Here is a 23,133-nt window from a genome sequence, read left to right on the forward strand (position 1 = left end):
TGTCTATATTAAATAATAAAATTTGAATAAAGTTTTTTCCAGTTTTGTAAATCACTATGACAGTTTATTTTTTAATAGTGTTATTCATTCTATCTTATTCTGATTCGTTATATTCTGTTTAGCGATAAAAAACATTTGTAGACCCATCATCTTCCTTTTACATTGGTATTCTCTCTTCCCTACTTTTTTGATGAGCAGGTTCGCCTATGTACACACTTTGGATTGCTAACAAAAATTACTCTTCTTGGTCATTACGTCCTTGGGTTTTATTAAAAACGTTGCAAATTCCTTTTGAGGAAAATATCTGTTTTTTTGAAAGCGGCAGAAGCAGTCATGATAAATTTAGCCGTTTTTCTCCGACGGGGTTAGTCCCTTGTTTAGTGGATGGGAAACAAACCGTTTGGGACTCTTTAGCGATTTGCGAGTATGTGGCAGAAGATCACCCCCAAGTGTGGCCAACAGGCCGTGCAGCTAGGGCTTGGGCACGTAGCGCTAGCGCTGAAATGCATTCAGGTTTCACTGCCTTACGCCAACAATGCCCAATGGATGTTTCTCGCAATGCACCATTAACTGAAATATCCCGTGAGTTGCAAGCAGACATCGACCGAATTTCACAGTTGTGGCAAGAAGGGCTGGAAAAATTTAGCGGCCCTTGGCTGGCTGGAAATGAATTTACAGCGGTAGATGCTTTTTATGCCCCTGTTGCATTTCGTATCCACAGTTACCAGTTGCCAGTTAATGCAGCGGCACAACAATGGGTTGCCCGTATGCTGAGTTTGCCTGCGATGCAAGAATGGCGACAAGCTGGCATTCAAGAGCCCCATATCGACCATTAAAAAAATAGCGCAGAGTCTTTTTTCTCTGCGCTATTTTCAACCGATTATTGTTCGGTAAAAAATCACCTGCACGAGCATCAAAATTAATTATTAAACAATGTGTTTAACAAACAAACGAGTTACGTGCATTTTTACGACAAACGCAATTTAAAGTGTTTCATCCCACGGATCTGCTGTCATCACATCACCTTGTGGTGTATGCAATGTCACCTGGTCATTTTTAAACCACTCCGCTAATGAAAACCCCCCTTTCGGCGTTTCCACATGAATATCGATGGGGCAATAAGGTGTATTCGCTTTGATGGCAAATTCAGCAAAATCTTCTTTTTGATGGCGCGTTGGGCAGCGCAGTACTACATCGAGGTCGCAATCGGACAGCATGCTTTGAATATCCGTTGCCAACGTATAGGCACAGCTCCCCGCTACGCCCCATTTCCACGGCCATTTGGTTTGTGAAATTAGCCATAAAACCTGTACAGGTGGCAATGCAATAAACATCGACCGTTGTAATTCAACGGAATCAGCCACCAATGATTCCACATTCATAATGTGAGTGATTGCTGATTTTTTGATTTGTGTCGTAGCACGTTGATGCGGCTTAATACCCCGTATTGCGACTGTCACATAACCGTCTTCTGCCTTATCACGGTACACCGTCAGTGGCAATTTGCTATTCCACTGTGCGCCAACCCATTCAGGGAGTGATTCTATCTCGACATCTTCATTACTGCCGACCCAAACAAAATCATGAGGATTGATTATTTGCATTTTTTTACCTTTATGATTGTTACGACTGCTCTTTGTCTATTATGCCTTTTTTGCTATATAAAAACAGAAGTTACCTCGACTTTGCTTTAGCAATAACATTTATTTCCAATCTGATAAAATACATATTCTCCCTTGTAATCCCATGATGCTTATTATTTAATTACCTTAATAATTAATAAGTTAAATATCGGTTTATGAGCGTCGTATTATGAGAACATTTCCAGCTATTCACGATGGGATAACCTTTACCAGTTGCATACTTTTCAGTGCGGCAACCGCTTTTGCAATTTTAGATGCACAAGCGGCTATGTGGGCGGCCTTCTCAACCTTATATTCCTTTAATTTATTCAATGCTGCGAAAGAATATAAAAATTATACTTATACCGCGTTTTGTTTATTGATGATCTTAGTGGCAATTTTTATTGGCGATACCCTGCGTCTTGGTACTGCTTTTTATCTTTACCTGGCAGTCTTTTCGTTCATTTATTATCAATTGTACGGCACCGATCCCGCCATGGATTTAACCATGAAATTTATGATTATCATGTCAACCATTGGGACAATTTTACCCGATATTTCTAAAAGCTTAGCGCTGGGATTTATTATTGGCAGTACAGTAACACTGATTACCTATTATGTTCTTAGCCACAAAATGACGCGCCCCAGTGTGGTCACCAGCGCCTTAGTTGAACGCAATTTATTTACCTTGCGTAAAAATATTATCCCACGGTCAATGACCTATGCACTGGGATTATTACTTGCACTTGCGATCCCACGGTTTATCGACCTCGGGCACTTTTATTGGACACTACTGACTTTTGTGTTTGTTTTGCACCCCAAATCACAAAGCATTATTAAGATTACCTTGCAGAGAGTCTTAGGCAGCCTGATTTCTGTTTTACTACTCTATTTTTTATTTAATACTCCACTCATGCCGTATATCGGGTTAATTGCGATGGTCGTTTTTGCTTTTTTAATGCCAATGAGTTTCCATCACGGGTATACCTTTATGACTTTTGTTGTAACGAGTTTGATACTCTCCGTGCTTGAACAAGTGGTGTATTGGCGCCATCCAACCTATGAATTACTGTTCGACCGCGTATTAGAAACCGCATTGGGTGGTGCAATTGCCATTGTGACGAGTATTATTTTGAAATTGTTCCGTGAGGGAAGCTCAACTGGGCAAACCGTGGAAAAAGGTTAATTTTCCACGGCGACCGCATTTACCAAGGCAGAGGGGCTTTCTCATTATTTGCGTGTTCTCCGTAATATAATGACGGTAAGAAACGCGATAAATAAGTAAATTCGTTATAACAATGGCGCATTAATTCAAGCCCGATATTGTCAGGTAATTCATTGATAGGGTCAGCTAATGAAGCGCCCAGTAAAAAACGGCTCCGCAAAACGCAGCCAAACTCGGTGTCTCGCGTAATGTGCATCATTTTGCCATCGACTGGGTAACCTTGAGCATCCATCAATACATTGTTCCCAAAACCAATTGAAGCACAAACTGCCCCCGAGATTGATTGGTTTTCAATCGCTTGTTTCAGTGCATTTGAGTCAAAAAAGTCACTGGCTTCGCGAAATTTCAATTTAGCGGCAACAGGGGGGATCTCCCCTAATGATTCAACCGCATGAATTGATGCACCAATATAACTTTCCCCTTTTTTCCACTTGTCATCCCATCCATGGTGGGCAACATGGTCATGGGGATGCCACCAGCGGATGTGCTGCGTTGTTTCAAAAAAAGTAAACCACCACTCCACCATTCGGCCTTTACAACCGTGTAAGTCCGTTCGAACTGCAACAGTAAGTAACCCATTTTCATCCCTTTCAATTCCCATCTCTAACCGTAATGGTGCAGGTAACAGTATGTCATTTACATTTTCGACGGCCCAAGCGGTATTCATTTTCATCTTTCACCTCAATTAGGAAACTTTATTTGTTTCCTAATTATATTTGAGCTAAAATACGCCTAAGTCAAGCACAAAAAATAGAGCGCCATTTATGCAAAAAGATGAACCGAGCAAATCGACACGCGGTAGACCCAGTGTTCCTGAAGCTGAATTAAAAGAAAAAATTATTCAGGCCACAGCGCAATCTCTCCTTGAGGAAGGTTACTTATCCACCACCATTGATACGGTGGCAAAACGAGCAGGTGTGGCGAAAAAGACTATCTACCGCTTTGTTGATAACCGCGAAACGTTAATTGAGATGGTGATTTTGAGTTGGACAGACAGCTTTGTTCCCCTGTTTGAGCAAGAAGCACAATCAACCGATAACTTTTTTGCCTTGCTTACCCAAAACCTCAATGCAATTGCACAAAAAGTATTGTCTTATGAAGCCGTTGGGCTCTTTCGTTTATTGCAAACCGATTTCAAACAAAAACACATTTTGCTCGATAAATACCAAAAAAGTGGCATCGAACGCAGCCGCCAACTGTTGACGCAGTGGTTAGTTCGCCATAAAGAAAAGCAGCTTATCAAACAAGCGGATTTTGTGGTGCTCAGCGATTTAATCTTATCCATGGCCATCGCCGAACCATTGAGGCAGATTTCCTTAGGGCTCTCCCCTGCGGGGTTAACACCCACAATTGAAGCAAGAACAGAACAAGTCGTTGCCCTTTGTAAACACGTATTGCACCCATAAAAACTGGCGAATGATATCAAGAAAATGCATTAAGTACATTCCGCAGAAGATAAATCTGCCCTATACTTTAATGAGATGATATTTACAAAATCAATCAAACAACAGTGTGTCACACACTAGGGGTTCCGTATGAAAATATCGATCATTGGTGCGACCGGTTTTGTGGGAAAAGCATTAGTTGCAGAAGCGCTGCGACGCCATCACCAAGTGACTGCCATTTCTCGCCATAGCAACACCCTGCCGCAACATGCTCATTTGATAACAGAATCTGGGGATATTACCGATGTGGCTTGGCTAACGTCTCGCCTTAAAGGCCAAGATGTGGTGATCAGTGCATTTAACGGTGGCTGGCAAAATCCGAACTTGTACCAAGACACGGTTACAGGGAACAACGCCATTTTGCAGGCGGTACAAAAAGCCGCGGTAAAACGCTTTATTGTGGTAGGCGGTGCAGGCAGTTTAAAAATCGCGCCTAATTTGGATTTAATCGACTCCCCTGATTTCCCAGCTGAAATTAAACCTGGCGCACAAGCCATGCGTGAGTTTAAAAGCCAATTGCAAACCATCGATACCCTTGACTGGACTTATGTGTCCCCCGCAGCCATGTTAGAACCTGGTGAACGTACAGAAACGTTCCGTTTGGGTGGTACTGAATTGTTGATGAACGGTAATGTGCCTGCGAAAATTTCGGTCGAAGACTTTGCCGTTGCTGTCCTTGATGAAGTCAATAATGCCCAATTTGTTCGCCAACAGTTTACAGCGGCTTATTAATCACAGATAAAAAAGCCGGTAAATAATTTACCGGCAAAATAGATAACAGATTTGGTGCTTATACTCTAAATCATTCGAGTTGCATGTAGGCGGCTATCTGAGTGTAGCCAACCCCCATGCAGCACGAAGGATAACGAGCATACAACTTTATTTCACTTTATTCACAACTACTGGTAACAACTTACTGCCCTTTGTGCTTGGCGGCATACACATCACTATTGACCCAATTATGGTCTTTTTCCCATGTGAATAACCACTTACGTGTTGGCCCTGCCATCACATTTAAATAGTAGTTATCGTAGCCTGCCATGGTTGCCATTGGGTGATATCCTTTTGGCACCATAACCACATCTTTGTTATACACCGCCATACACTCGTCTAACTCACGGTCGTCAGTGTAAACACGCTGCATACAGAAACCTTGTGATGGGTTCAATCGGTGATAATAGGTTTCTTCTAAATAAGTTTCATTGGGTTCATTATCGGTATCATGTTTATGGCTTGGGTACGAGCTGGTACACCCTTCATCCGTAAATACTTCCACGACTAATAAACTATCTGCCGCTTTATCGTCTGGTAAAATATTGTGGACATAACGTTTGTTATAACCATGGCCACGTTGCTCAGCACCAATATCATCGGGCCCAATTAAACGGGTTGGATAAGTCCCTTTGCCTTTCGCACTACAAACAGCAAGCTCCAATGCTGTTTCGGCTTTAACTTCTGCAAATTCTTGCGCTGTTACATACACTGCATAGGGTTTTTTACGCTCAAATGGATCCATGCGGTCGCCGATATTTTCAAACGCTTGATTTGGCGTTTTGATCGTCGCCTTACCTGCCACTAAGACTAAACACATTTCATTTTCAGAGGCAGGCAAGAAAATGGATTCACCTTGTTTCAGTTCATACACATCAAAGTGTACATATCCCCAGTTGGCAATCTGCGGCGTGATATGCTGAGTACGCTTATGTGCATCTGGAGCATGGTATTTCGACAATAATTTTGACATAACTTTCCTCTAGCTTTTTCAAGTTGCCTGCTAATACTCGCAACCTGTTTAATGAAATTTTTAACGTTCAGCTTTTCAACCCCCATACGTGAAGTCGTTCAGTCTGTGGCACAAGTATATGAACTGTGTGGTCGAGTGCAGACACCAACACCACGGACTGAATATAAAGCTGAGTTAGATTAAACCAGCCTCTTTAGCCAACTTAGATAAATTATTGTACCCAAGTGTTGCATATGTCAGTGGGTGTGCAATTGCTGGGTCTTGCTCCGCTTCTACCACTAACCAACCATTTTCATATTGGCTATTTTTCAATACTTTGAAAACTTCTGGGTAGTTAACACAGCCATCGCCAGGTACTGTAAAGACCCCTGCCAGTACCGCATCTAAGAAGCTTGTTTTACGGTTTTTCACATCGTTAAGTACGTCAGCACGAACGTCTTTACAATGTACATGGTTAATACGTTTAGCCCAACGTTTCGCCACTTCAACAGGGTCTGCCCCTGCAAACGTTAAGTGACCCGTATCAAGCAATAAACCGACTTCATCACCCGTATATTTCATTAGGTTATCCACATCTTCGGCTGATTCAATCACGGTACCCATATGGTGATGATAGGCAATTTTAACGCCTTGGGATAACGTATATTTCGCAAATTCCGTCAGTTTCTTACCGTATTCTTCCCATTTGTCCGCAGGGAACAGTGGGCGCATATGCACAGGCTTATTTTGATCCCCATGAATACAATGGGTAACCTCAGCGAATACCATCACTTTCGCACCAAGATCGCGTAGTAGCGCTAAATGGCCTTGGACGGCTTCAATTTCTTCTTCTACACTGCGGGTTAATAGCTCACCCGAATACCAGCCTGAAACTAATTGTAAATCGTGTTGTTTTAAAATTGGCCCTAAAACGTCGGCTTTACGGGGAAATTTATTTCCCAGTTCAAAGCCTGCAAACCCTGCCTGACGGCCTTCTGTCAAACAAGTTTCCAGTGACGTTTCCGCCCCCAGAGTGGGTAAATCATCATTGGTCCATGTTAAAGGGTTGATACCAAGTTGGATTGCCATGATGAAGCTCCTGTGTAGGTAAGAGGGATATTATTTACGCTGACGCCATAGGGCTATCAGGTTTAAATAGTTTGTTTTAATTTTCTGCACTAGCTCGTCATCATTTAGCTCGCCTTTCATCCATTCTAAGGAGGGTTTACCAAACAATGTGCGACCTACTGCGAATCCTTTAACAATTGGTTTTCCTGCTGCGGCATTAAAACCTGCTTGTAGCTCATCTTGCGGTGCATCTAACCCTAATAACACCACGCCGCGGCAATACGGGTCACGCTCTTGAATTAAAGCATCCACCGCATCCCAATTTTCCGCTTTCAGCGGTGGCAGCTTCCACCAATCAGGCTTAATACCTAGGTTATAGAAGCGTTTGATGGCGCGTAAATACAGCTCGTCAGTGCGTTCCATATCTGCAGGTAAAATCACTTCAAGCAATAATTCATGGCCAGATTGGCAACATGCGCTATACACTTCTTGCACCGTTTTTTCTTGTTCTAAACGCAGAGGGTGGTTATCTTCTGGGTGGAAGAACACCAAACATTTCACGATATGCTCTTTCGGCCAGCTAATCAGTTGTGAGCCAATATTGCCATGCTCTAAACATAATGGCCTTGATGCTGGTAATTCGATTGGGCGACCAATCCACCAGCCACGACCTGTCACATCATTGAGTACATCTTGCCCAAAGGTACTGTCACACAGTAAACCAGCTTTACCTTGTAAATTCGCTTCTTGCGACACTTCAAGGCTGGCGCGGAAAATCAGTTTTTTCAGATGAGGGATGCAGGAAATATCTGCTCCAGCAACACGTGCCATATCCACAAACTGAATACGATGGTCAAATGCCATCACACAAAGTTCATTCCACTGTGTGCTGCGTGTGGTGACTCGGTGTAGATGATTTAATATTGGATCAAGATCTGGGCGCGGCACTGCGGCAGCTCGCTGAAGATAGTTATCCAACTCAACCTTTGTTGGCATTGCTGGCGCACAGCCGTGGCGTGAAACCACCAGCGCACCACAAGCATTCGCATAGGCACAGGCTTTTTCCCAACCATCACCATTTAGGTAGCCCCGCAGCAAGCCTGACATAAACGCATCTCCCGCACCTAACACATTAAGTACGTCAACTCGAACACCGTGAACCGTAATGCCTTCGTCCAAAGTCTCTGGGATAGCGCCACTGAATACCGAACAACCTAATGAACCGCGTTTACACACTAATTCAGCATCCGTTAGTCTACGGATATTTTTCAGTGCTTGAATGGTGTCGGTTGTTCCCCCTGCAATGTGAAACTCTTCTTCTGTTCCCACAATTAGGTCAAACATCGATAACACATCTTGCAGTTGCTGCGTCACACTTTCTGAGGCAATAAAGCGGGTTTCGCCATCACCCAAAGAGGTTAACCCCCACAACACTGGCCGATAATCGATATCAATCGCAGTCTTCACATTATTGTGCTTCGCATATTCCAACGCTTTCAAAACTGCTGCGCGAGTTTTTGGGTTCGATAAATGCGTACCTGTGATCGCTAAACAACGGGAAGAGGCGATATATTCCTCAGTAAAATCATCTGGCGTAATAGCCATATCCGCACAATTATCACGATAGAAAATCAGCGGAAACGTATCTTGGTCTTTGATCCCTAAGATCACTAATGCCGTTAGTCTGTCTTTATCCGTGATCAAATGGCTCGTATCGCACCCTACGCGTTGCAGTTCCTCACGTAGAAAGCGCCCCATATGTTCATCCCCCACACGGGCTAACATCGATGATTTCAAACCTTGTATTGCTGTACCAAATGCAACGTTACCTGATGAGCCGCCTAAATATTTGGCAAATGTACTCATGTCTTCTAAACGAGAACCTATCTGTTGTCCGTACAGGTCAACGGCAATACGGCCCATACAGATAACATCTAACTTCTTCTGCTTATCCATTAATCACCCCTTAACTACAACAGAATTAATTGATTTCTTTTACTTTGACCCAGCGCTGCTCTTCATAAGAACGCGCGATGGCATCTAAAATACGCGACACTTTCCAACCTTCTTCAAAGTCTGGCCACAGGGCTTTGCCTGTCGCTACACCATCAATTAAATCGCGCACTTCAACTGTTTTTTGATCGTTAAACCCGATTCCATGACCTGCCCCTCCGCAAAATGGCGCATAGTCTGGGTGCTCAGGCCCAACTAAAATTGTTTTGAACCCTTGACGGTTCGATGGCTCATCGTGGCGATATAGTTTTAATTCTGCCATTCGCTCTTGGGTAAATGACAACGTACCTTTGGTGCCCGTCACCACATAGGTCAGCCCCATTTTGCGGCCAGATGCGATGCGGGAAGTCTCGATCACCCCCATGGCACCGCCTGCAAAACGCACCATTGCATGTGCTTGGTCTTCATTTTCTACCGCAACCATCACTGAAGAACCTGCCTTTTCAGGGCGTTCTTTAATGACAATTTCCATATCGCCACACACCGTTTCAATATCGCCCACTAAATATTGCGCCATGTTGATAATGTGAGCGCTAAGATCCCCCAGCGCACCCAGTCCCGCCTTTTCTTTAAAGCAGTGCCAATGAATCGGCGCCGTTGGATCCGCCATATAATCTTCGTTATGGGTGCCGTAGAAATGGATCACTTCCCCGATTTCACCATTTTCGATGATCTCTTTTGCCAATTGCGCCGTTGGGTTCTTCATATAGTTAAACCCCACCAAGGTTTTTACTCCTGCTTTTTCAGCTGCGGCAACCATCTCTTTTGCATCGTGGGAATTAAGGGCTAGTGGCTTTTCGCAATAAACATGTTTGCCATGTTTAATGGCTTCCATCGCCATCTCTTTGTGTAAAAAGTTAGGGGAACAAATATCCACCACATCAATATTTGGATCCGCTACGAGTTTGCGCCAATCATCCGTTGAACGATTAAAGCCCATTTCCTGTGCACGGGTTTGTGCAAGCTCTGGTGTGACTTCCGCAATCATTTCGCGAACTAACGTTCCTTTTAGAGGGAAGACCGTTGATGCTTGTGCATAAGCAATCGCATGAGCGCGCCCAATGTAGCCTGTTCCAATCATACCAATACGGATTTCTTTCATTTGTTCTCTCCCTCGCACATTCTGTATGGCGCAATGGCTGTCCCAATGCTTTATTGAGTACTTCTGATTTGATAATACTGTTATACGGAATATTTATTTCATTTTCAATAAAATTAGAAATATTAATTTCATTATGTGATCTGGCATAGATTTTTCTGTAATTAGCTAATTTATAAAGAATTAAAAGTTCATAGTTTCTATTTAACCAAATAAGCAGAGAGGGAAAGTCAAATAAAAAGACACTAAATGAAATGAAAAATGAAATAAAAGGGGATGTGATTGGTATTGTATGAATTTAAATTACACTTATAGATTAATTGAATCTATAGCTTCATTTAACTCCTGAGTATCATTATTTCTCTTTTACTGTAATGTTCATGGAGGGTAACAATGTTTAAAATTAAAATTCATGAAGATGCATTATTGCAGGAATTAAAAGCTCTGCCAGCCTCATTACAAGGGAAAATGGTTCGCCAGATAAACAAACTATCTGAATTCGGTACCTTACTGAAAGAACCTGATGCTAAAGCTATCACAAATGGTTTTTTTGAACTTAGAGCAAAAGCAGGCAATATCGGTCGGGCGATTTACGTTTACCGCTATGGAAAAAAATCTACATTTTAAAGATTTTTGCTAAAAGTACGGCTAAATTACCATCAGCTATTTTAACTTCAGCAGCAAAGCGACTAGAGGAGATGCTAAACGATGAGTAAAAAATCAATTGCTTGGGAAGATGCTCTGCTGGGCTAACGAGTTCTCAAGTTGCAGCACAATTAGGCATTTCCCCTTCAGCCGTATCGAGAACCGAAAGGCATGCGGAAAAAGCAACAATCGAAACACTCGCTCGCTATGCCGCCGCATGCGGTATAAAAAAACCTAAAATTATGCTGTAAACTCGGAATATTACACCCACCATGTAAGTCAGTATCACCATGGTGGGCGCATTTATGTGCTAAAACATTAACGATGAAGGATACTCAAAAATTCCTCTTTGCTTGAGGTGAGTGATAGCGCATTCGCAATAAATTCATCACTAAAGATCAACGCAATTTCTCTGAGCACATCAATATGCTCCCTTGATTTTGCGATAACACCAATGGCGATGAACATCACATTTGTTCGGTCCCAAATTACCCCATCGGGAAATTGGAAAATCTCTACACCACTGTGCAAAATAATGTCATTCGCCGATTTGGGTAGATGCGGTAAGGTAATACCATTACCTAAAAAGGTCGAAATTTGCTGCTCTCGCTCTGTTAAAAAGTGGACGCAGTCCCTATCGACATAGCCTTTTCGTTTAAATTCAGCGCCAACCATTTGCAATACTTCGGCTTTATTTCTTGCTTGGCAACCTAAATGTAAGCTTTGTGTGGTTAGTTGTTCAATCATATTCCACCCTATTGTAAATTCATTATGTGCATTCACTAGATGAATGCACTGTAATTACATTGATGACAATTCTTCTTCCAGCTGTTCCAGAGATTTGTTTGATGTTTCAGGCAATAATTTCACCACAAACACAATAGCAAGATAGTTTATCACCGCGAAAATCAAGAATACTGGGCCTAATCCTAGCTCTGCCTGCAATACAGGGAACAGATAACTGACAACCGCGTTCATGATCCACATAAAGAAAACAGAGATCCCCATGGATAGCCCACGAATTTTCAGCGGGAAGAGCTCTGCCAATACCACCCAAGTTAGGAAGCCCATAGTCCCTTGCATTACTCCGACAAACACCGCACCCAACAACCAAATTAAGGTCGCTTTCACATCTCCAGTTAAGAAGTAATCCGTTGCAGCGATTAATAAGTGCAATGAGGCCATCAAGGCAAACCCCCCCACAATCAGGGTTTTACGTTTGAAACGATCAACTAAGAAAAGTACTCCGATAACCATACCACCGACAGAGAATACTCCGTTAAGTACGTTGAAAACTAACGATGTTTGCTCAGAAAAACCTGCTGTTTTTAGGATTTCGGTCCCGTAGTACATAATCACGTTCACACCCGTGGTTTGCTGCAATGCTGCCCACACCATACCGATGAGAACTAACTTTAAAATCCACGGTGTATTGAGGATAAGGGCTAAATTTCGCTTGTTAGCATCTGGATTTTTCTTCGCTTCTGCCGCTTCAACGTCTAACAGCGTCACGATGTCTTCGTACTCTTGTATTGCACGTTTTTCAGGGCGAATTTGCTTTAGAATTTTCAATGCTTCTTCACGGCGATTTTTGCTCATTAACCAACGTGGGCTTTCAGGTGCTTTCCACATACCAAATAATAAGCACAATGCAGGAACAGCTTGAACAAGCAACATATAGCGCCAAACGTCGGGTAAATGCCCCCAAATAGAGCCAATAATGGCATTAATCGCAAATGCTGCTAGTTGACCAATAACAATAGCAACTTCGTTGAGCCCTGTGAGTTTTCCCCGCATTTCTGTCGGGGCCACTTCCGAAATAAAGGTTGGTGCTGTAACAGAGGCACCACCAACAGCAAAACCAAGAATAAACCTTGCCACTAATAAAACTTCGATATTTGGTGCAGCCGCGGATAAAAATGCCCCAAATAAGAATAAAAAGGAAAGGTAAAGTAGGTAAGTTCGTCGCCCCACATAGTCAGCGACACGCCCACCACAAACACTACCGAGCGCTGCGCCCACTAACAGAACGCTCATCACTAAGCCTTCAGTCGTTGGCGTGAGCCCCATATTTTCTTTCAGTGATGAAAATGCACCGTTGATAACACCGGTGTCATACCCGAAAAGTAATCCACCAAAAGTGGCAACCAGTGTAATTTGGTGCAACCTTTTTCGCTGTTGTTCATTGAGATTCATTATTAATGACATATTATTACCTTATTATTTGAATCATTATGTCAGTCAAAAAATACCTTTTCAGTATTTAAGTAAATGCTTTAATTTTAGGTTTAAATAATGAAAATATTTTTTAACACGCTGAATTGAATCACTATTTAATTAACTTCATTATGTTTTCAAACTAGCTCCACAGAGGGAATTAAAATCAATAAATACAACAAGTTAATTAAATAGAGCAAAAATAAGATTGTAAAAATCCCTCAATCTATATCGGAATATAAAAAGTCTGAAGAGTTTTTTATTAAGTATAAAATCCATTGTTTTTATATTTGATTGATGCGTGGACATCATTAAATACATTTAGGATTTTACTGCGGACGAAATTATTTTTCGCCCGCAAATTTGTAATCGAATTTAAAACATGTTCAAAGAAACAAATTACAACTTAACTTCTTTACCTGATTTTAATGACTCAAGTGCTTTATCCGCTAAGTACAGCGCTAACTCACCATCTGTTCCTGTCGTTTCTGATTGCGCGCGACCAGCTAAAATGTCCACGAAATGTTCCCATTCCGCCTTATAAGCTTCATGGTAACGTTGCAAAAAGAAATATTCAGGTTTCGCAGATAATGCCCCTGCTTCACTTAACAATGAAACACTGTTTTCCTTAATGTTCCCTGCGGTTAATAAGCCTTTTTCACCATGTAATTCGATGCGCTGGTCATAGCCATAACCTGAACGGCGGCTATTGGAAATGGTTGCCATCGCTCCTGATGGGAATTTCAATATAATAAATGCGGTATCGATATCACCAGCTTGGCCAATGGCAGGGTCAACGACATTGCTACCCTGAGCAAAAACTGAGCATGGTTCTTCGCCTATCATAAAACGCGCCATATCAAAGTCATGGATAGTCATGTCTCTGAACATGCCGCCAGATACTTTGACATATTCTGCTGGTGGAGGTGACGGGTCACGAGAAGTAATAATTAAAGATTCCGCTTTACCAATTGCGCCTTGTTGGAATAAATTTTTCAGGTGGCGAAACTGTGGGTCGTAACGGCGGTTAAAACCGATAAATAAGGGTACATTATGTTCTTTAACGCTTTTGATACACTGTTTAACACGTTCTAGGTCAAGGTGAACTGGCTTTTCACAGAAAATGACTTTTTTATGTTTAGCAGCAAGTTCGATTAAATCAGCGTGGGTATCTGTCGCAGAAGCAATCAAAACACCGTGAACATTCGGGTCTTGCATCGCTTCTTCTGTCGTTTGCACTTTTGCTTGGTATTTCTCAGCCAAGGCAACCGCGTTGGGTTGATAAGGGTCGATAACAGAATAAAGTGCGGTTTCTTTATGGCCGGCAATATTAACAGCATGAACCTGTCCGATACGTCCTGCGCCGAATAGTGCTATATTGAACATTCAAATGCTCCTTGATACTTTAAATCCACTATTTGGATAGTATGAAATATACCAAACAAAACGTTCATTTCAATTTATAATTTTTTGGAAATTATGTTTTTGGGCTCTAGGTAACAAATGTTACATTAAAGTGGATTTTTAGTGTTATTTAGATCACAAAATAATAATGCAAGCTATCAGCATCTGACAATAAAGTCTGCGCGCTATATCCCTTTTTTATTTCATTGTCTCCTTCATCAACTTACCAAAGTGATATTTTAAAACATTCATTCCATTTTATTTATTTTTAAATTATTAAAACCATAAAAAAACCCAGCAAAAGCTGGGCTAAAATGAAAGTAAGCTAACGCGCACGTTAACCTCAGAGAATATAGAATAAAAAGCAATCCTTGCTAAATTTCCAATAACGACCCTACCTGACGATGTTAACGCTATAGGCATGACACACAGAAGCGCTCCTCGGCGGTTAACAACCGCCGATTCCATTCAATGAGTCACTAGACATTCATTAATAAAGACGAACGTTGTTCTCAACCATCTGTTTAATATTTTCTGCCGCTGCAACGATTTCTGGTTTCTCAGAGACTTGAGCCGTACCTGTACGCCACCATGCCTCATAGCCATTTGTCATTGTTTTTGGCAATACCTTAATATCAATCAATACACAACCTGAATGTTCTTTAGCACCCTTAAGTGCTTCCAAGAGCTGTGTTTCATCATGTACTCGATAACTTTTACATCCATAACTTTCTGCGTTTTTCGCAAAGTCCACTTTCACTAATGGCCCATCCATTAAGCCTGTTTGTGGGTTTCGATAGCGATTTTCTGTGCCAAAACTGCCCATACCTTGGCTCATCTGTAAGTTATTAATGCAACCAAACCCTGCGTTATCAAACAATAAAATCGTGATTTTAATGTTCTCTTGAATGGCGGTTTGTAACTCACTATGCAACATTAGGTAAGAACCATCGCCAACCATCGCATACACAGGTTGCTTCGGTGCGGCAATTTTAGCACCGACTGCTGCCGCAATTTCATATCCCATGCAGGAATAGCCGTATTCTAAATGGTAGGTATCGCGTTGTTTTGGTAACCAAATACGCTGTAAGTCACCAGGTAATGAGCCCGCTGCTCCCACAATAATGGCGTTATCTTCCAGATGTTGCTGCATCAGCCCCAGTACGCGGGTTTGCGCCAATTCGGTACCTAGAACTTTACAATATTCTTCAAGTTTATCATCGAGATGACCGGCAATTTCAGGAACAAAATCTAACGGCTGGTACTGAATACTAAACAAGCGGTCGAGTTCCGCTTTCCACTGTGATTTCGCTTGTTTAATTTCATCACCCCATTGCCCTTGGTAGCCCGTCACTTTCATTTTAGCATCAAGTGCTTGCAGTCCTTCTCTTGCATCTGCCACCACTTTTAATGCATCCAATTTACTTGCATCAAACTCAGCGACATTAATGTTCAAGAATTCAACTTGGGGATGACTAAATAAAGATTTAGAAGCTGTTGTAAAATCGGTAAATCGGGTGCCGACACCAATAATAAGATCAGCTTCTTTCGCTAATAAATTCGCCGCTAATCCCCCTGTCGTGCCGATCCCCCCCATGTTAAGTGGATGACTCGCAACAATAGCACTTTTCCCTGCTTGGGTTTCACCAAATGGAATGTGGTAATCTTCTGCAAACTGGATAAATGCATCATGTGCTTCAGAATAACGCACCCCTCCACCGCAGACTAACAGTGGCTTTTTCTTACTTTGAATCAGGGCAACCGCCTCTTCAATACTCACCGTTGTTGCAGGGCGCCGCTCGATACGATGAACTCGTTTTTCAAAGAAGTAATCAGGGTAATCCCACGCTTCACCTTGCACATCTTGTGGTAAGCAAATGGTTACCGCCCCTGTATCCGCAGGGTCAGTTAATACCCTCATGGCATTAACCATAGCAGCCATCAATTGTTCTGGCCGTGAAATTCTATCCCAGTAGCGGGAAACAGGACGAAAGCAATCGTTGGTGCTGATAGTTCCATCACCGTATTGTTCAACTTGCTGTAAAACAGGGTCTGGCTGACGCGTTGCAAACGTGTCACCAGGTAATAACAACAATGGGATACGGTTTGCCGTGGCGGTCGCAGCAGCGGTGATCATATTCGCTGCACCAGGCCCCACTGAAGAGGTAACCGCAAAAATCTGCTTACGTTTTTTTTGCTTAGCAAAACCTGTCGCAATATGCGCCATGCCTTGCTCGTTACACCCTTGATAAACACGCAGGTGACCAGGCGCCTCTTCAAGCGCCTGACCTAAACCTACAACGTTACCATGGCCAAAAATCGTAAATACTCCCTGAATAAACGGATACTGCTCACCATCGACATCAACATATTGTTGGTTAAGAAACTTTACCAATGCTTGAGCTGTGGTCATTTTCTGCTTATTCATCTGGGTCTCCATTTATTCCATGGTTGGCATTGTGAAACTACTTTCGTGATGCTCTAAACGCACACTGGCTGGCCAACGGCTTGTCACCGTTTTCATGCGAGTATAGAAGCGTACACCATCATTTCCATGCACATTTAAGGGGCCAAAAATTGAACGTTTCCATCCACCAAAGCTGTGGAATGCCATTGGAACAGGAATGGGAATATTGATACCAACCATACCCGCTTGAACATTCTCTTGGAATTCACGCGCCGTTTCGCCATCACGGGTAAAAATCGCGGTTCCATTACCATATTCGTGTTGATTAATCAGTTTCAACCCCGTTTCAAAATCTGGTACACGGACAACGGCAAGCACGGGTCCAAAAATCTCTTCTTTATAAATGTCCATTTCAGGAGTGACATTATCAAATAATGTTGGCCCAACGAAATAGCCATTTTCAAACCCCGTCACTTTAAAATCTCGACCGTCAACTAACAGAGTCGCGCCTTGTTTTTCACCACTGGTAATATAGTCACAAATTTTGGCTTTATGTTGCGCAGAGATAACTGGCCCCATATCATTTTCTTTACCTTCTGTGATACCAGGGCCAACTGTCATTTTAGCGATTTGCCCTTTCAGGTTCGCAATCAACGCATCTGCGGTTTCATCACCAACTGCTAACACCACAGATAGAGCCATACAACGCTCACCCGCGGCGCCAAAACCTGCACCCATAATGGCATTTGCAGCCTGACCCATGTCGGCATCAGGCATTAAGATACAATGGTTCTTCGCACCGCCTAATGCTTGGCAACGCTTGCCATGAGCAGATGCTGTTGTGTAAATATATTCTGCAATTGGTGTTGAACCGACAAAACTGACCGCTTGGACTTCTGGCGCGGTTAATAAGACATCAACAGACTCTTTATCCCCTTGTACAACGTTAAACACGCCATCTGGTAATCCCGCTTCTTTCAGCAGTTTTGCTAGTTCCAATGCTAAGGATGGATCTTTTTCAGAAGGTTTTAAAACAAAGGTATTTCCCGTTGCAATCGCTACTGGAAACATCCACATTGGCACCATTGCAGGGAAGTTAAACGGCGTAATCCCAGCACACACGCCTAAAGGTTGCATTAATGAATGGCTGTCTACGCCCGTTGCCACATTGGCTGAGTGCTCACCTTTTTGTAAATGCGGAATCCCACAAGCAAATTCAACAACTTCCAATCCACGGGTCAACTCCCCCACTGCATCGGAAAAAACTTTACCGTGTTCTTTTGAAATTAGGCGAGCCAAATCATCCATGTTGTCTTCGAGTAATGCTTTAAATTTAAAAAGGATGCGAGAACGTTTTAACGGTGATAATTTTGCCCATTTAGGGAATGCGTTATGTGCAACTTCTATGGCTTTTTTCGTTTCATCAGCGCTGCTAAGCCCCACTTGTGCAATTTGCGTTCCTGTTGCAGGGTTAAATACTGGCGCAAATCGCCCACTTTGACTGGATACGATTTCACCACCAATAAAATTATGAATCTGTTCCATGCTGCCTCTCTTTAGCTGATAGAGTTACCTTGTGTTATTTAATGTATATGAAATATTCATTTCATTTTCAACCAAATTTGAAATAACATTCAATTTATGTGATCCAGCCAAAGTTTTTATGAAATTTTCTATTCACTTTAAAGACACTCGTTTCAAAAACTGTATTTAGCCATTAACTCCCCCAAGAACAATCAAACTTATCGGGTTAAATGCGGCGGTTCTAGTGTATTCAATAAAAGAAGAACATGAGATAACCCATTCAATTTGTTGAATGAAAACTACATAGTTTAAGATAGACGATGAGAAAAGGCTTGGTCGTATGAACTGATTGTTTCAAAAAGATTCGACTAACGGCACAAAACAACTACAATTAGAGCCAAATCATGGAGGTTATATGTCAAGTGCAGCAAATTTAAATGAGTTTCAAGAGCAAGTTCGTGCACGTTATGACGAACTCAGTAAACGCTTACAACAGGTAGCGAGGTATGTGCTCGATAATACTAACAGCGTTGCCTTCGATACCGTTGCCGTTATTGCTAAAGAAGCCGATGTTCCCCCATCAACACTGATCCGCTTCGCCAATGCTTTCGATTTCAGTGGCTTCAATGAAATGAAACAACTATTTCGAATGAATTTGGTTGAGGAAACCGCTAGCTATACAGATAGAGCAAGACTCTTTCGTGAAATGGATAGTGAGCAGGAGCTAAGCGATGATCCAGCTCAAATTTTAAAAGAATTTGCGCATTCAAACGCACAAGCATTGCAGCAAATGGCAGCAAGAACGCCTGCTGAAGATATGGAAAAAGCTGTATCATTATTGGCAGGAGCACAAAATGTCTACATTATTGGCTTACGCCGTTCCTTTAGCGTTGCAACTTATCTCAGTTACGCACTGAGTCATTTAGAATGCCGCCCAATTTTAATTGATGGGCTGGGTGGAATGTTTAAAGAGCAAATCAGCCGAATTAGCGAAAATGATGTTGTTATATCGATCAGTTTCACACCTTATGCCTCAGAAACTGTGATGGTAAGTGAAAAAGCGGCTCAAACAGGGGCAAAACAAATTGTTATCACAGATAGTCAAATCAGCCCATTGGCCAGTTTTAGTGATGTCTGCTTTGTGATTAAAGAAGCCCAAGTTGATGCTTTTCGTTCACAGTCTGCTACATTATGTTTAGCCCAATCACTTACTGTAGCCTTAGCCTATCGCCAAGGCAGCAAGCTCATATAAGCATAATTGCTCTTAACTCACTCCTCCATGGGTTAAGAGCCTTCTATTTAGCTGCTCTATATTAGCCATTCTTCCTCTCCCACACTTTTGTTCGACTCGACAATTTAAATGTGATTTTTCGACATTATTTTCTGTAAATTGTGAGTTACATCAGAAAATACAAATTCCAACAAAACATTAAAATGAAATTATTATTTCACCCTGTTATGTTGAGATTATGTGAATTTCCGATAGGCAGCAAAAATAGGGGTAAAACATGGTAAACACACACTTTCTGTATTTACTAGGTCACCTTCGTTTACTTGAAGAGCAACATTCCGTCACGTCCCTAGAGCGTACTGGCGTTGGTTTAATCGGAACGTACAACCAAAATTTACCGTATATTCAAGCAGTCAAATTGAGCGCACATCATTGTGAGCTCAAAGCAATTTGTGATATTGAACCATCGTTACCATCAATGAGCTATTATATGTGCCAAAAGCGCAAAATCGAGGAACTGATAAATAATGATGATGTGAACTCCATCATCATGACATCAGTGTGCAGTGATGAATTACTCAAATTCACGATAGAACGCACTATCGATGCAGGAAAAGATCTCTTGCTGAATAATATCCCCAACTATAAAGAGCCTGAGCTAACTGAGTTATTTAAACAAGCAAAACGTAACGGCGTTTGCATTTATTACAACCCAGTGCTTTCTTTTGAAGATACATTTAATCAACTCAAAACGTCTTTAGCTGTCAAAAATAAATCCGAAACAGGGTTATTACGACTTTCTTCCCATCGAATGATCGAGCCTGAAAATAGACTCCCTTTCAATACATTACGCAGTGCATTGACGCAAAAAGTTGAATTACTTTTATCGTTATTACCTGACTTATCCCTAACCGAAACTTCAGTTCAATACTCACACCCTTTCGCAAAAATGGAAAATGGTGATGTTCTCATTATTAACCTTCGCCATAAAGGCGGGCTGCTCGTTTCAATTGAGCTATTTTTTAATACTGGAAATATTACCGATAAAATTTCACTTAAACAGTGTAATCACAGCTATGAAGCTGAGAGTAAATTTATTATTAATAAAGAAAATCAAAGCATTAACGAGAAAACATCTATCGTTAAGCAACTTGACCAATTTATCCTAAAATTACATAACGACGAAAAATTATTGCAAAAGAATCACTGGTTACAAGCGAACAAACTTACTGACGAAATAATAAACCATCTAACTAATAATGGTTTTATTTAGTGTAACTCCATTTTTGAATACCTGATGAAGTAAAAAGCAATTCGCTTTCGTATTTCATAACATATTGAATTTATATAATGTATATTCAAAATGACAATTCACAAAAGACATCTTATAGAAGCTAGTCTGATGACTGACATTACAAATTAACTAATGCAATGTACTGCGCACTCCACTATTCGTGTTAACAACGCCATATAAAAAAGTGGTTGGCTCTAAATTAAATAAATAAGCAAATTGAAATAATGAATCAACATCAATACAGCTATCACCGTTCTCAAAACGACTCATTTCATCCTCCGAAACGCCAATTAAAGTCGCTGTTTGTTTTATTGTCATTTTATGACTCTCTCGTTGCATTCTAATTTTTAAGCCTAACATTTTAGCGATATTATCTTTACTCATAAATCCCCCAAATAGATTTAATAACATTACAATTAATCGAGGCGTAAATTACCATTCCCATTAAGTGTATAAATTGATTCATAATAATAAAACCTCAGTTAAACACATCAAAATAAGACTATTTCTTTATAAATAAAACCAAAAAATAGAAACATCCATTTGAAAACAAACGTTTTTTTAAGATTACATCGTTACACTTTAAAGTTGAATTAGATCACAAATTAATTCCCCAAAAAACAAAATGGATTTTCTTTTTAAGAATAATCCAATAATGTTATTCTAGTTTTGTAATTTACTTTTTAATTAAGTTAAAATTCTAGCTTATTTTCCCAATCTTATAAAATCAATCTGAGCTATTTATTGTTATTTCCTTAGAATTAACGTGACAATTTGTTTTCAACCGTATCAATAAGTTTCCATCACCAAGGATTAGTCAATAAAAACAAACTCAAAACTAATTTTCAACCTTCAAATCATAAAAAATTCAGATATCTATAAAAATATTCAAATAACTTATCCCCCCCATAAAATAAAGACAAGATTATCTGCTGCATACAATTCTTTTTTTAATAATCATTAAAATACCATCTAATATTGACGTATCATAAGTGATAATCTTCTACCTTATTTGACACCTTATTTTTATATATTAATTTAATACTAAAATTAAGTTTATAAAAATTGAGTTTTATCTTTTTATTAGGCAATAATTTAAGTTAACACCGAATAGGCGTATTGCGTTGATTTTTATTTAAATCATACAATTGCAAAACTTACTTAACTTCACATCTTTTTAATTAAATTGTCAGTAGACATGCTATCCTTATTTAGAGGACTCATGAATACTCACCTAACATTGGCTCCTGCTATTGATAGTTTTGCATTCTGTTGATCTTAAGTAAAAAGCGAATTGAAAGGATTATCATGCTACAAGAAAGCGTTATCAGAGAAATCATTCTTTGGATTGAACAAAATTTAGAATCTCGCCTATCCCTTGATACAGTTGCCGATAGGTCTGGATATACTAAATGGCACTTTCAGCGTCTATTTAAAAACCAGACGGGCTTAGCATTAGGCTCTTATATTCGTGCTAGGCGTCTATCTTGTTCCGCTGTTGCGTTGCGATTAACCAATGATAGCATTATGGATATTTCTCTTCGTTATCGCTTTGATTCTCAGCAAACATTTTGCAGGGCCTTCAAAAAGCAGTTTAACCTGACACCATCTGAATACCGAAAACGTGAAGGCTGGAAAGTTGACGGATTCTGCCTCCCAATTCGAGATAGCAAAGAATTACAAGTGCAAGTTAGATTAACCCAATTAACTGCAACCAATTTATTGGGTGTCCAACACCGTTATACACAAGATATCAATGAATGGAACCTTAAGACTGAAGAGCTCAGACGTCATTATTGGAAATTATTCCTTGATAATAACCAATATGTTACCCAACATTTATATGCTATTCATGGTGTTGATTTAAATGCTACCGAAGAAGGCCGTTTCTTATATACCACGGCTTTAGATGAAAAAGATGTAGATATCGTTCCTGCACAAGCAAAAAACTTACAAGTCCCCGCAGGAAATTATTTAGAAATCAAATTCGATGGCAGTCTGCAAGGGATTGATTATAACGATATCATTTACACAGCATATGGCAAAGTACTCGCAGAAATGGACATTATGCGTGGGGATGGCTCCGATGTTGAGCTCTACATATTGAAGTCTAAGCCAACTTATCATGATTTTATTAATGACCCACATAACTATATTCAAGAACTCAATTATTATATACCCGTCATAATTTAAAAAATTTCTTAGTAACCCGCTAA

The 23,133-nt window shown here is 40.8% G+C and carries 21 protein-coding genes; 9 read left to right on the forward strand and 12 right to left on the reverse strand.

Annotated elements, in window-relative coordinates:
• Positions 1-206: 206 nt before the first annotated feature.
• The gene (locus M1F05_RS14330) at positions 207-836 is read left to right on the forward strand and encodes a glutathione S-transferase family protein (protein ID WP_206082740.1); all 630 of its coding nucleotides are present in this window, start codon (positions 207-209) and stop codon (positions 834-836) included.
• A gap of 147 nt (positions 837-983) precedes the next feature.
• On the opposite strand, the gene M1F05_RS14335 is transcribed toward M1F05_RS14330, so the two are convergent.
• The gene (locus M1F05_RS14335; protein WP_206082741.1) at positions 984-1,604 is read right to left on the reverse strand and encodes a malonate decarboxylase holo-ACP synthase; all 621 of its coding nucleotides are present in this window, start codon (positions 1,602-1,604) and stop codon (positions 984-986) included.
• 208 nt (positions 1,605-1,812) lie between these two features.
• Between M1F05_RS14335 and M1F05_RS14340 the strand changes: the two genes are divergently transcribed.
• A complete protein-coding gene (locus tag M1F05_RS14340; protein ID WP_206082742.1) occupies positions 1,813-2,808 on the forward strand; it encodes an FUSC family protein in 996 nt (331 codons plus the stop codon).
• 19 nt (positions 2,809-2,827) lie between these two features.
• Here M1F05_RS14340 and M1F05_RS14345 read toward each other — a convergent pair whose 3' ends face one another.
• A complete protein-coding gene (locus tag M1F05_RS14345) occupies positions 2,828-3,520 on the reverse strand; it encodes a DAPG hydrolase family protein (protein WP_206082743.1) in 693 nt (230 codons plus the stop codon).
• Positions 3,521-3,611: 91 nt separating this feature from the next.
• Between M1F05_RS14345 and M1F05_RS14350 the strand changes: the two genes are divergently transcribed.
• Both M1F05_RS14350 and M1F05_RS14355 read left to right on the forward strand, forming a co-directional pair.
• The gene (locus M1F05_RS14350; RefSeq protein ID WP_206082744.1) at positions 3,612-4,253 is read left to right on the forward strand and encodes a TetR/AcrR family transcriptional regulator; all 642 of its coding nucleotides are present in this window, start codon (positions 3,612-3,614) and stop codon (positions 4,251-4,253) included.
• Between the two features lie 129 nt (positions 4,254-4,382).
• The gene (locus M1F05_RS14355) at positions 4,383-5,024 is read left to right on the forward strand and encodes an NAD(P)-dependent oxidoreductase (RefSeq protein WP_206082745.1); all 642 of its coding nucleotides are present in this window, start codon (positions 4,383-4,385) and stop codon (positions 5,022-5,024) included.
• 181 nt (positions 5,025-5,205) lie between these two features.
• Here M1F05_RS14355 and iolB read toward each other — a convergent pair whose 3' ends face one another.
• The 4 genes from iolB to M1F05_RS14375 form a co-directional block, all read right to left on the reverse strand.
• Positions 5,206-6,036: a 5-deoxy-glucuronate isomerase gene (gene iolB / locus M1F05_RS14360; protein ID WP_206082746.1), complete on the reverse strand. Its 831-nt coding sequence runs from the start codon at positions 6,034-6,036 to the stop codon at positions 5,206-5,208.
• A gap of 174 nt (positions 6,037-6,210) precedes the next feature.
• Entirely contained in the window at positions 6,211-7,104 is an 894-nt protein-coding gene (gene iolE, locus M1F05_RS14365) for a myo-inosose-2 dehydratase (RefSeq protein ID WP_206082747.1), read from the reverse strand.
• Positions 7,105-7,134: 30 nt separating this feature from the next.
• Positions 7,135-9,039 (reverse strand): bifunctional 5-dehydro-2-deoxygluconokinase/5-dehydro-2-deoxyphosphogluconate aldolase, encoded by a 1,905-nt coding sequence (locus M1F05_RS14370; protein ID WP_206082748.1) that lies wholly within the window; start codon positions 9,037-9,039, stop codon positions 7,135-7,137.
• Between the two features lie 25 nt (positions 9,040-9,064).
• Positions 9,065-10,198: a Gfo/Idh/MocA family protein gene (locus M1F05_RS14375; protein ID WP_206082749.1), complete on the reverse strand. Its 1,134-nt coding sequence runs from the start codon at positions 10,196-10,198 to the stop codon at positions 9,065-9,067.
• Positions 10,199-10,588: 390 nt separating this feature from the next.
• On the opposite strand from M1F05_RS14375, the gene M1F05_RS14380 reads away from it, so the two are divergent.
• A complete protein-coding gene (locus M1F05_RS14380; RefSeq protein ID WP_241016781.1) occupies positions 10,589-10,822 on the forward strand; it encodes a type II toxin-antitoxin system RelE/ParE family toxin in 234 nt (77 codons plus the stop codon).
• A 101-nt stretch (positions 10,823-10,923) separates the two neighbouring features.
• Complete coding sequence (locus tag M1F05_RS14385; protein ID WP_241016782.1) at positions 10,924-11,091, forward strand: helix-turn-helix domain-containing protein; 168 nt, start codon at positions 10,924-10,926, stop codon at positions 11,089-11,091.
• Positions 11,092-11,158: 67 nt separating this feature from the next.
• On the opposite strand, the gene M1F05_RS14390 is transcribed toward M1F05_RS14385, so the two are convergent.
• From M1F05_RS14390 to M1F05_RS14410, 5 genes are all read right to left on the reverse strand, one after another.
• Entirely contained in the window at positions 11,159-11,587 is a 429-nt protein-coding gene (locus M1F05_RS14390) for a PTS sugar transporter subunit IIA (RefSeq protein WP_206082750.1), read from the reverse strand.
• Positions 11,588-11,641: 54 nt separating this feature from the next.
• The gene (locus M1F05_RS14395) at positions 11,642-13,048 is read right to left on the reverse strand and encodes a sugar porter family MFS transporter (protein ID WP_206082751.1); all 1,407 of its coding nucleotides are present in this window, start codon (positions 13,046-13,048) and stop codon (positions 11,642-11,644) included.
• A 408-nt stretch (positions 13,049-13,456) separates the two neighbouring features.
• Positions 13,457-14,443, reverse strand: a complete 987-nt coding sequence (gene iolG / locus M1F05_RS14400) for an inositol 2-dehydrogenase (protein ID WP_206082752.1) — start codon at positions 14,441-14,443, stop codon at positions 13,457-13,459.
• A gap of 508 nt (positions 14,444-14,951) precedes the next feature.
• Positions 14,952-16,889, reverse strand: coding sequence for a 3D-(3,5/4)-trihydroxycyclohexane-1,2-dione acylhydrolase (decyclizing) (gene iolD, locus M1F05_RS14405; protein ID WP_206082753.1), 1,938 nt, complete (start codon positions 16,887-16,889; stop codon positions 14,952-14,954).
• A gap of 12 nt (positions 16,890-16,901) precedes the next feature.
• On the reverse strand, positions 16,902-18,413 hold the full coding sequence (locus tag M1F05_RS14410; RefSeq protein WP_206082754.1) for a CoA-acylating methylmalonate-semialdehyde dehydrogenase: 1,512 nt from the start codon (positions 18,411-18,413) through the stop codon (positions 16,902-16,904).
• Positions 18,414-18,807: 394 nt separating this feature from the next.
• Here M1F05_RS14410 and M1F05_RS14415 point away from each other — a divergent pair, with 394 nt between their 5' ends.
• Positions 18,808-19,644 (forward strand): MurR/RpiR family transcriptional regulator, encoded by an 837-nt coding sequence (locus M1F05_RS14415; RefSeq protein ID WP_206082755.1) that lies wholly within the window; start codon positions 18,808-18,810, stop codon positions 19,642-19,644.
• A gap of 256 nt (positions 19,645-19,900) precedes the next feature.
• Positions 19,901-20,896 (forward strand): hypothetical protein, encoded by a 996-nt coding sequence (locus M1F05_RS14420; protein ID WP_241016783.1) that lies wholly within the window; start codon positions 19,901-19,903, stop codon positions 20,894-20,896.
• 150 nt (positions 20,897-21,046) lie between these two features.
• Here M1F05_RS14420 and M1F05_RS14425 read toward each other — a convergent pair whose 3' ends face one another.
• Positions 21,047-21,301, reverse strand: a complete 255-nt coding sequence (locus M1F05_RS14425) for a helix-turn-helix domain-containing protein (RefSeq protein ID WP_206082756.1) — start codon at positions 21,299-21,301, stop codon at positions 21,047-21,049.
• A gap of 924 nt (positions 21,302-22,225) precedes the next feature.
• Between M1F05_RS14425 and M1F05_RS14430 the strand changes: the two genes are divergently transcribed.
• Entirely contained in the window at positions 22,226-23,110 is an 885-nt protein-coding gene (locus M1F05_RS14430; RefSeq protein WP_206082757.1) for a helix-turn-helix domain-containing protein, read from the forward strand.
• The last annotated feature ends 23 nt before the right edge of the window (positions 23,111-23,133 follow it).

The organism is Providencia sp. PROV252 (assembly GCF_033676005.1).
Lineage (GTDB): Bacteria > Pseudomonadota > Gammaproteobacteria > Enterobacterales > Enterobacteriaceae > Providencia > Providencia vermicola.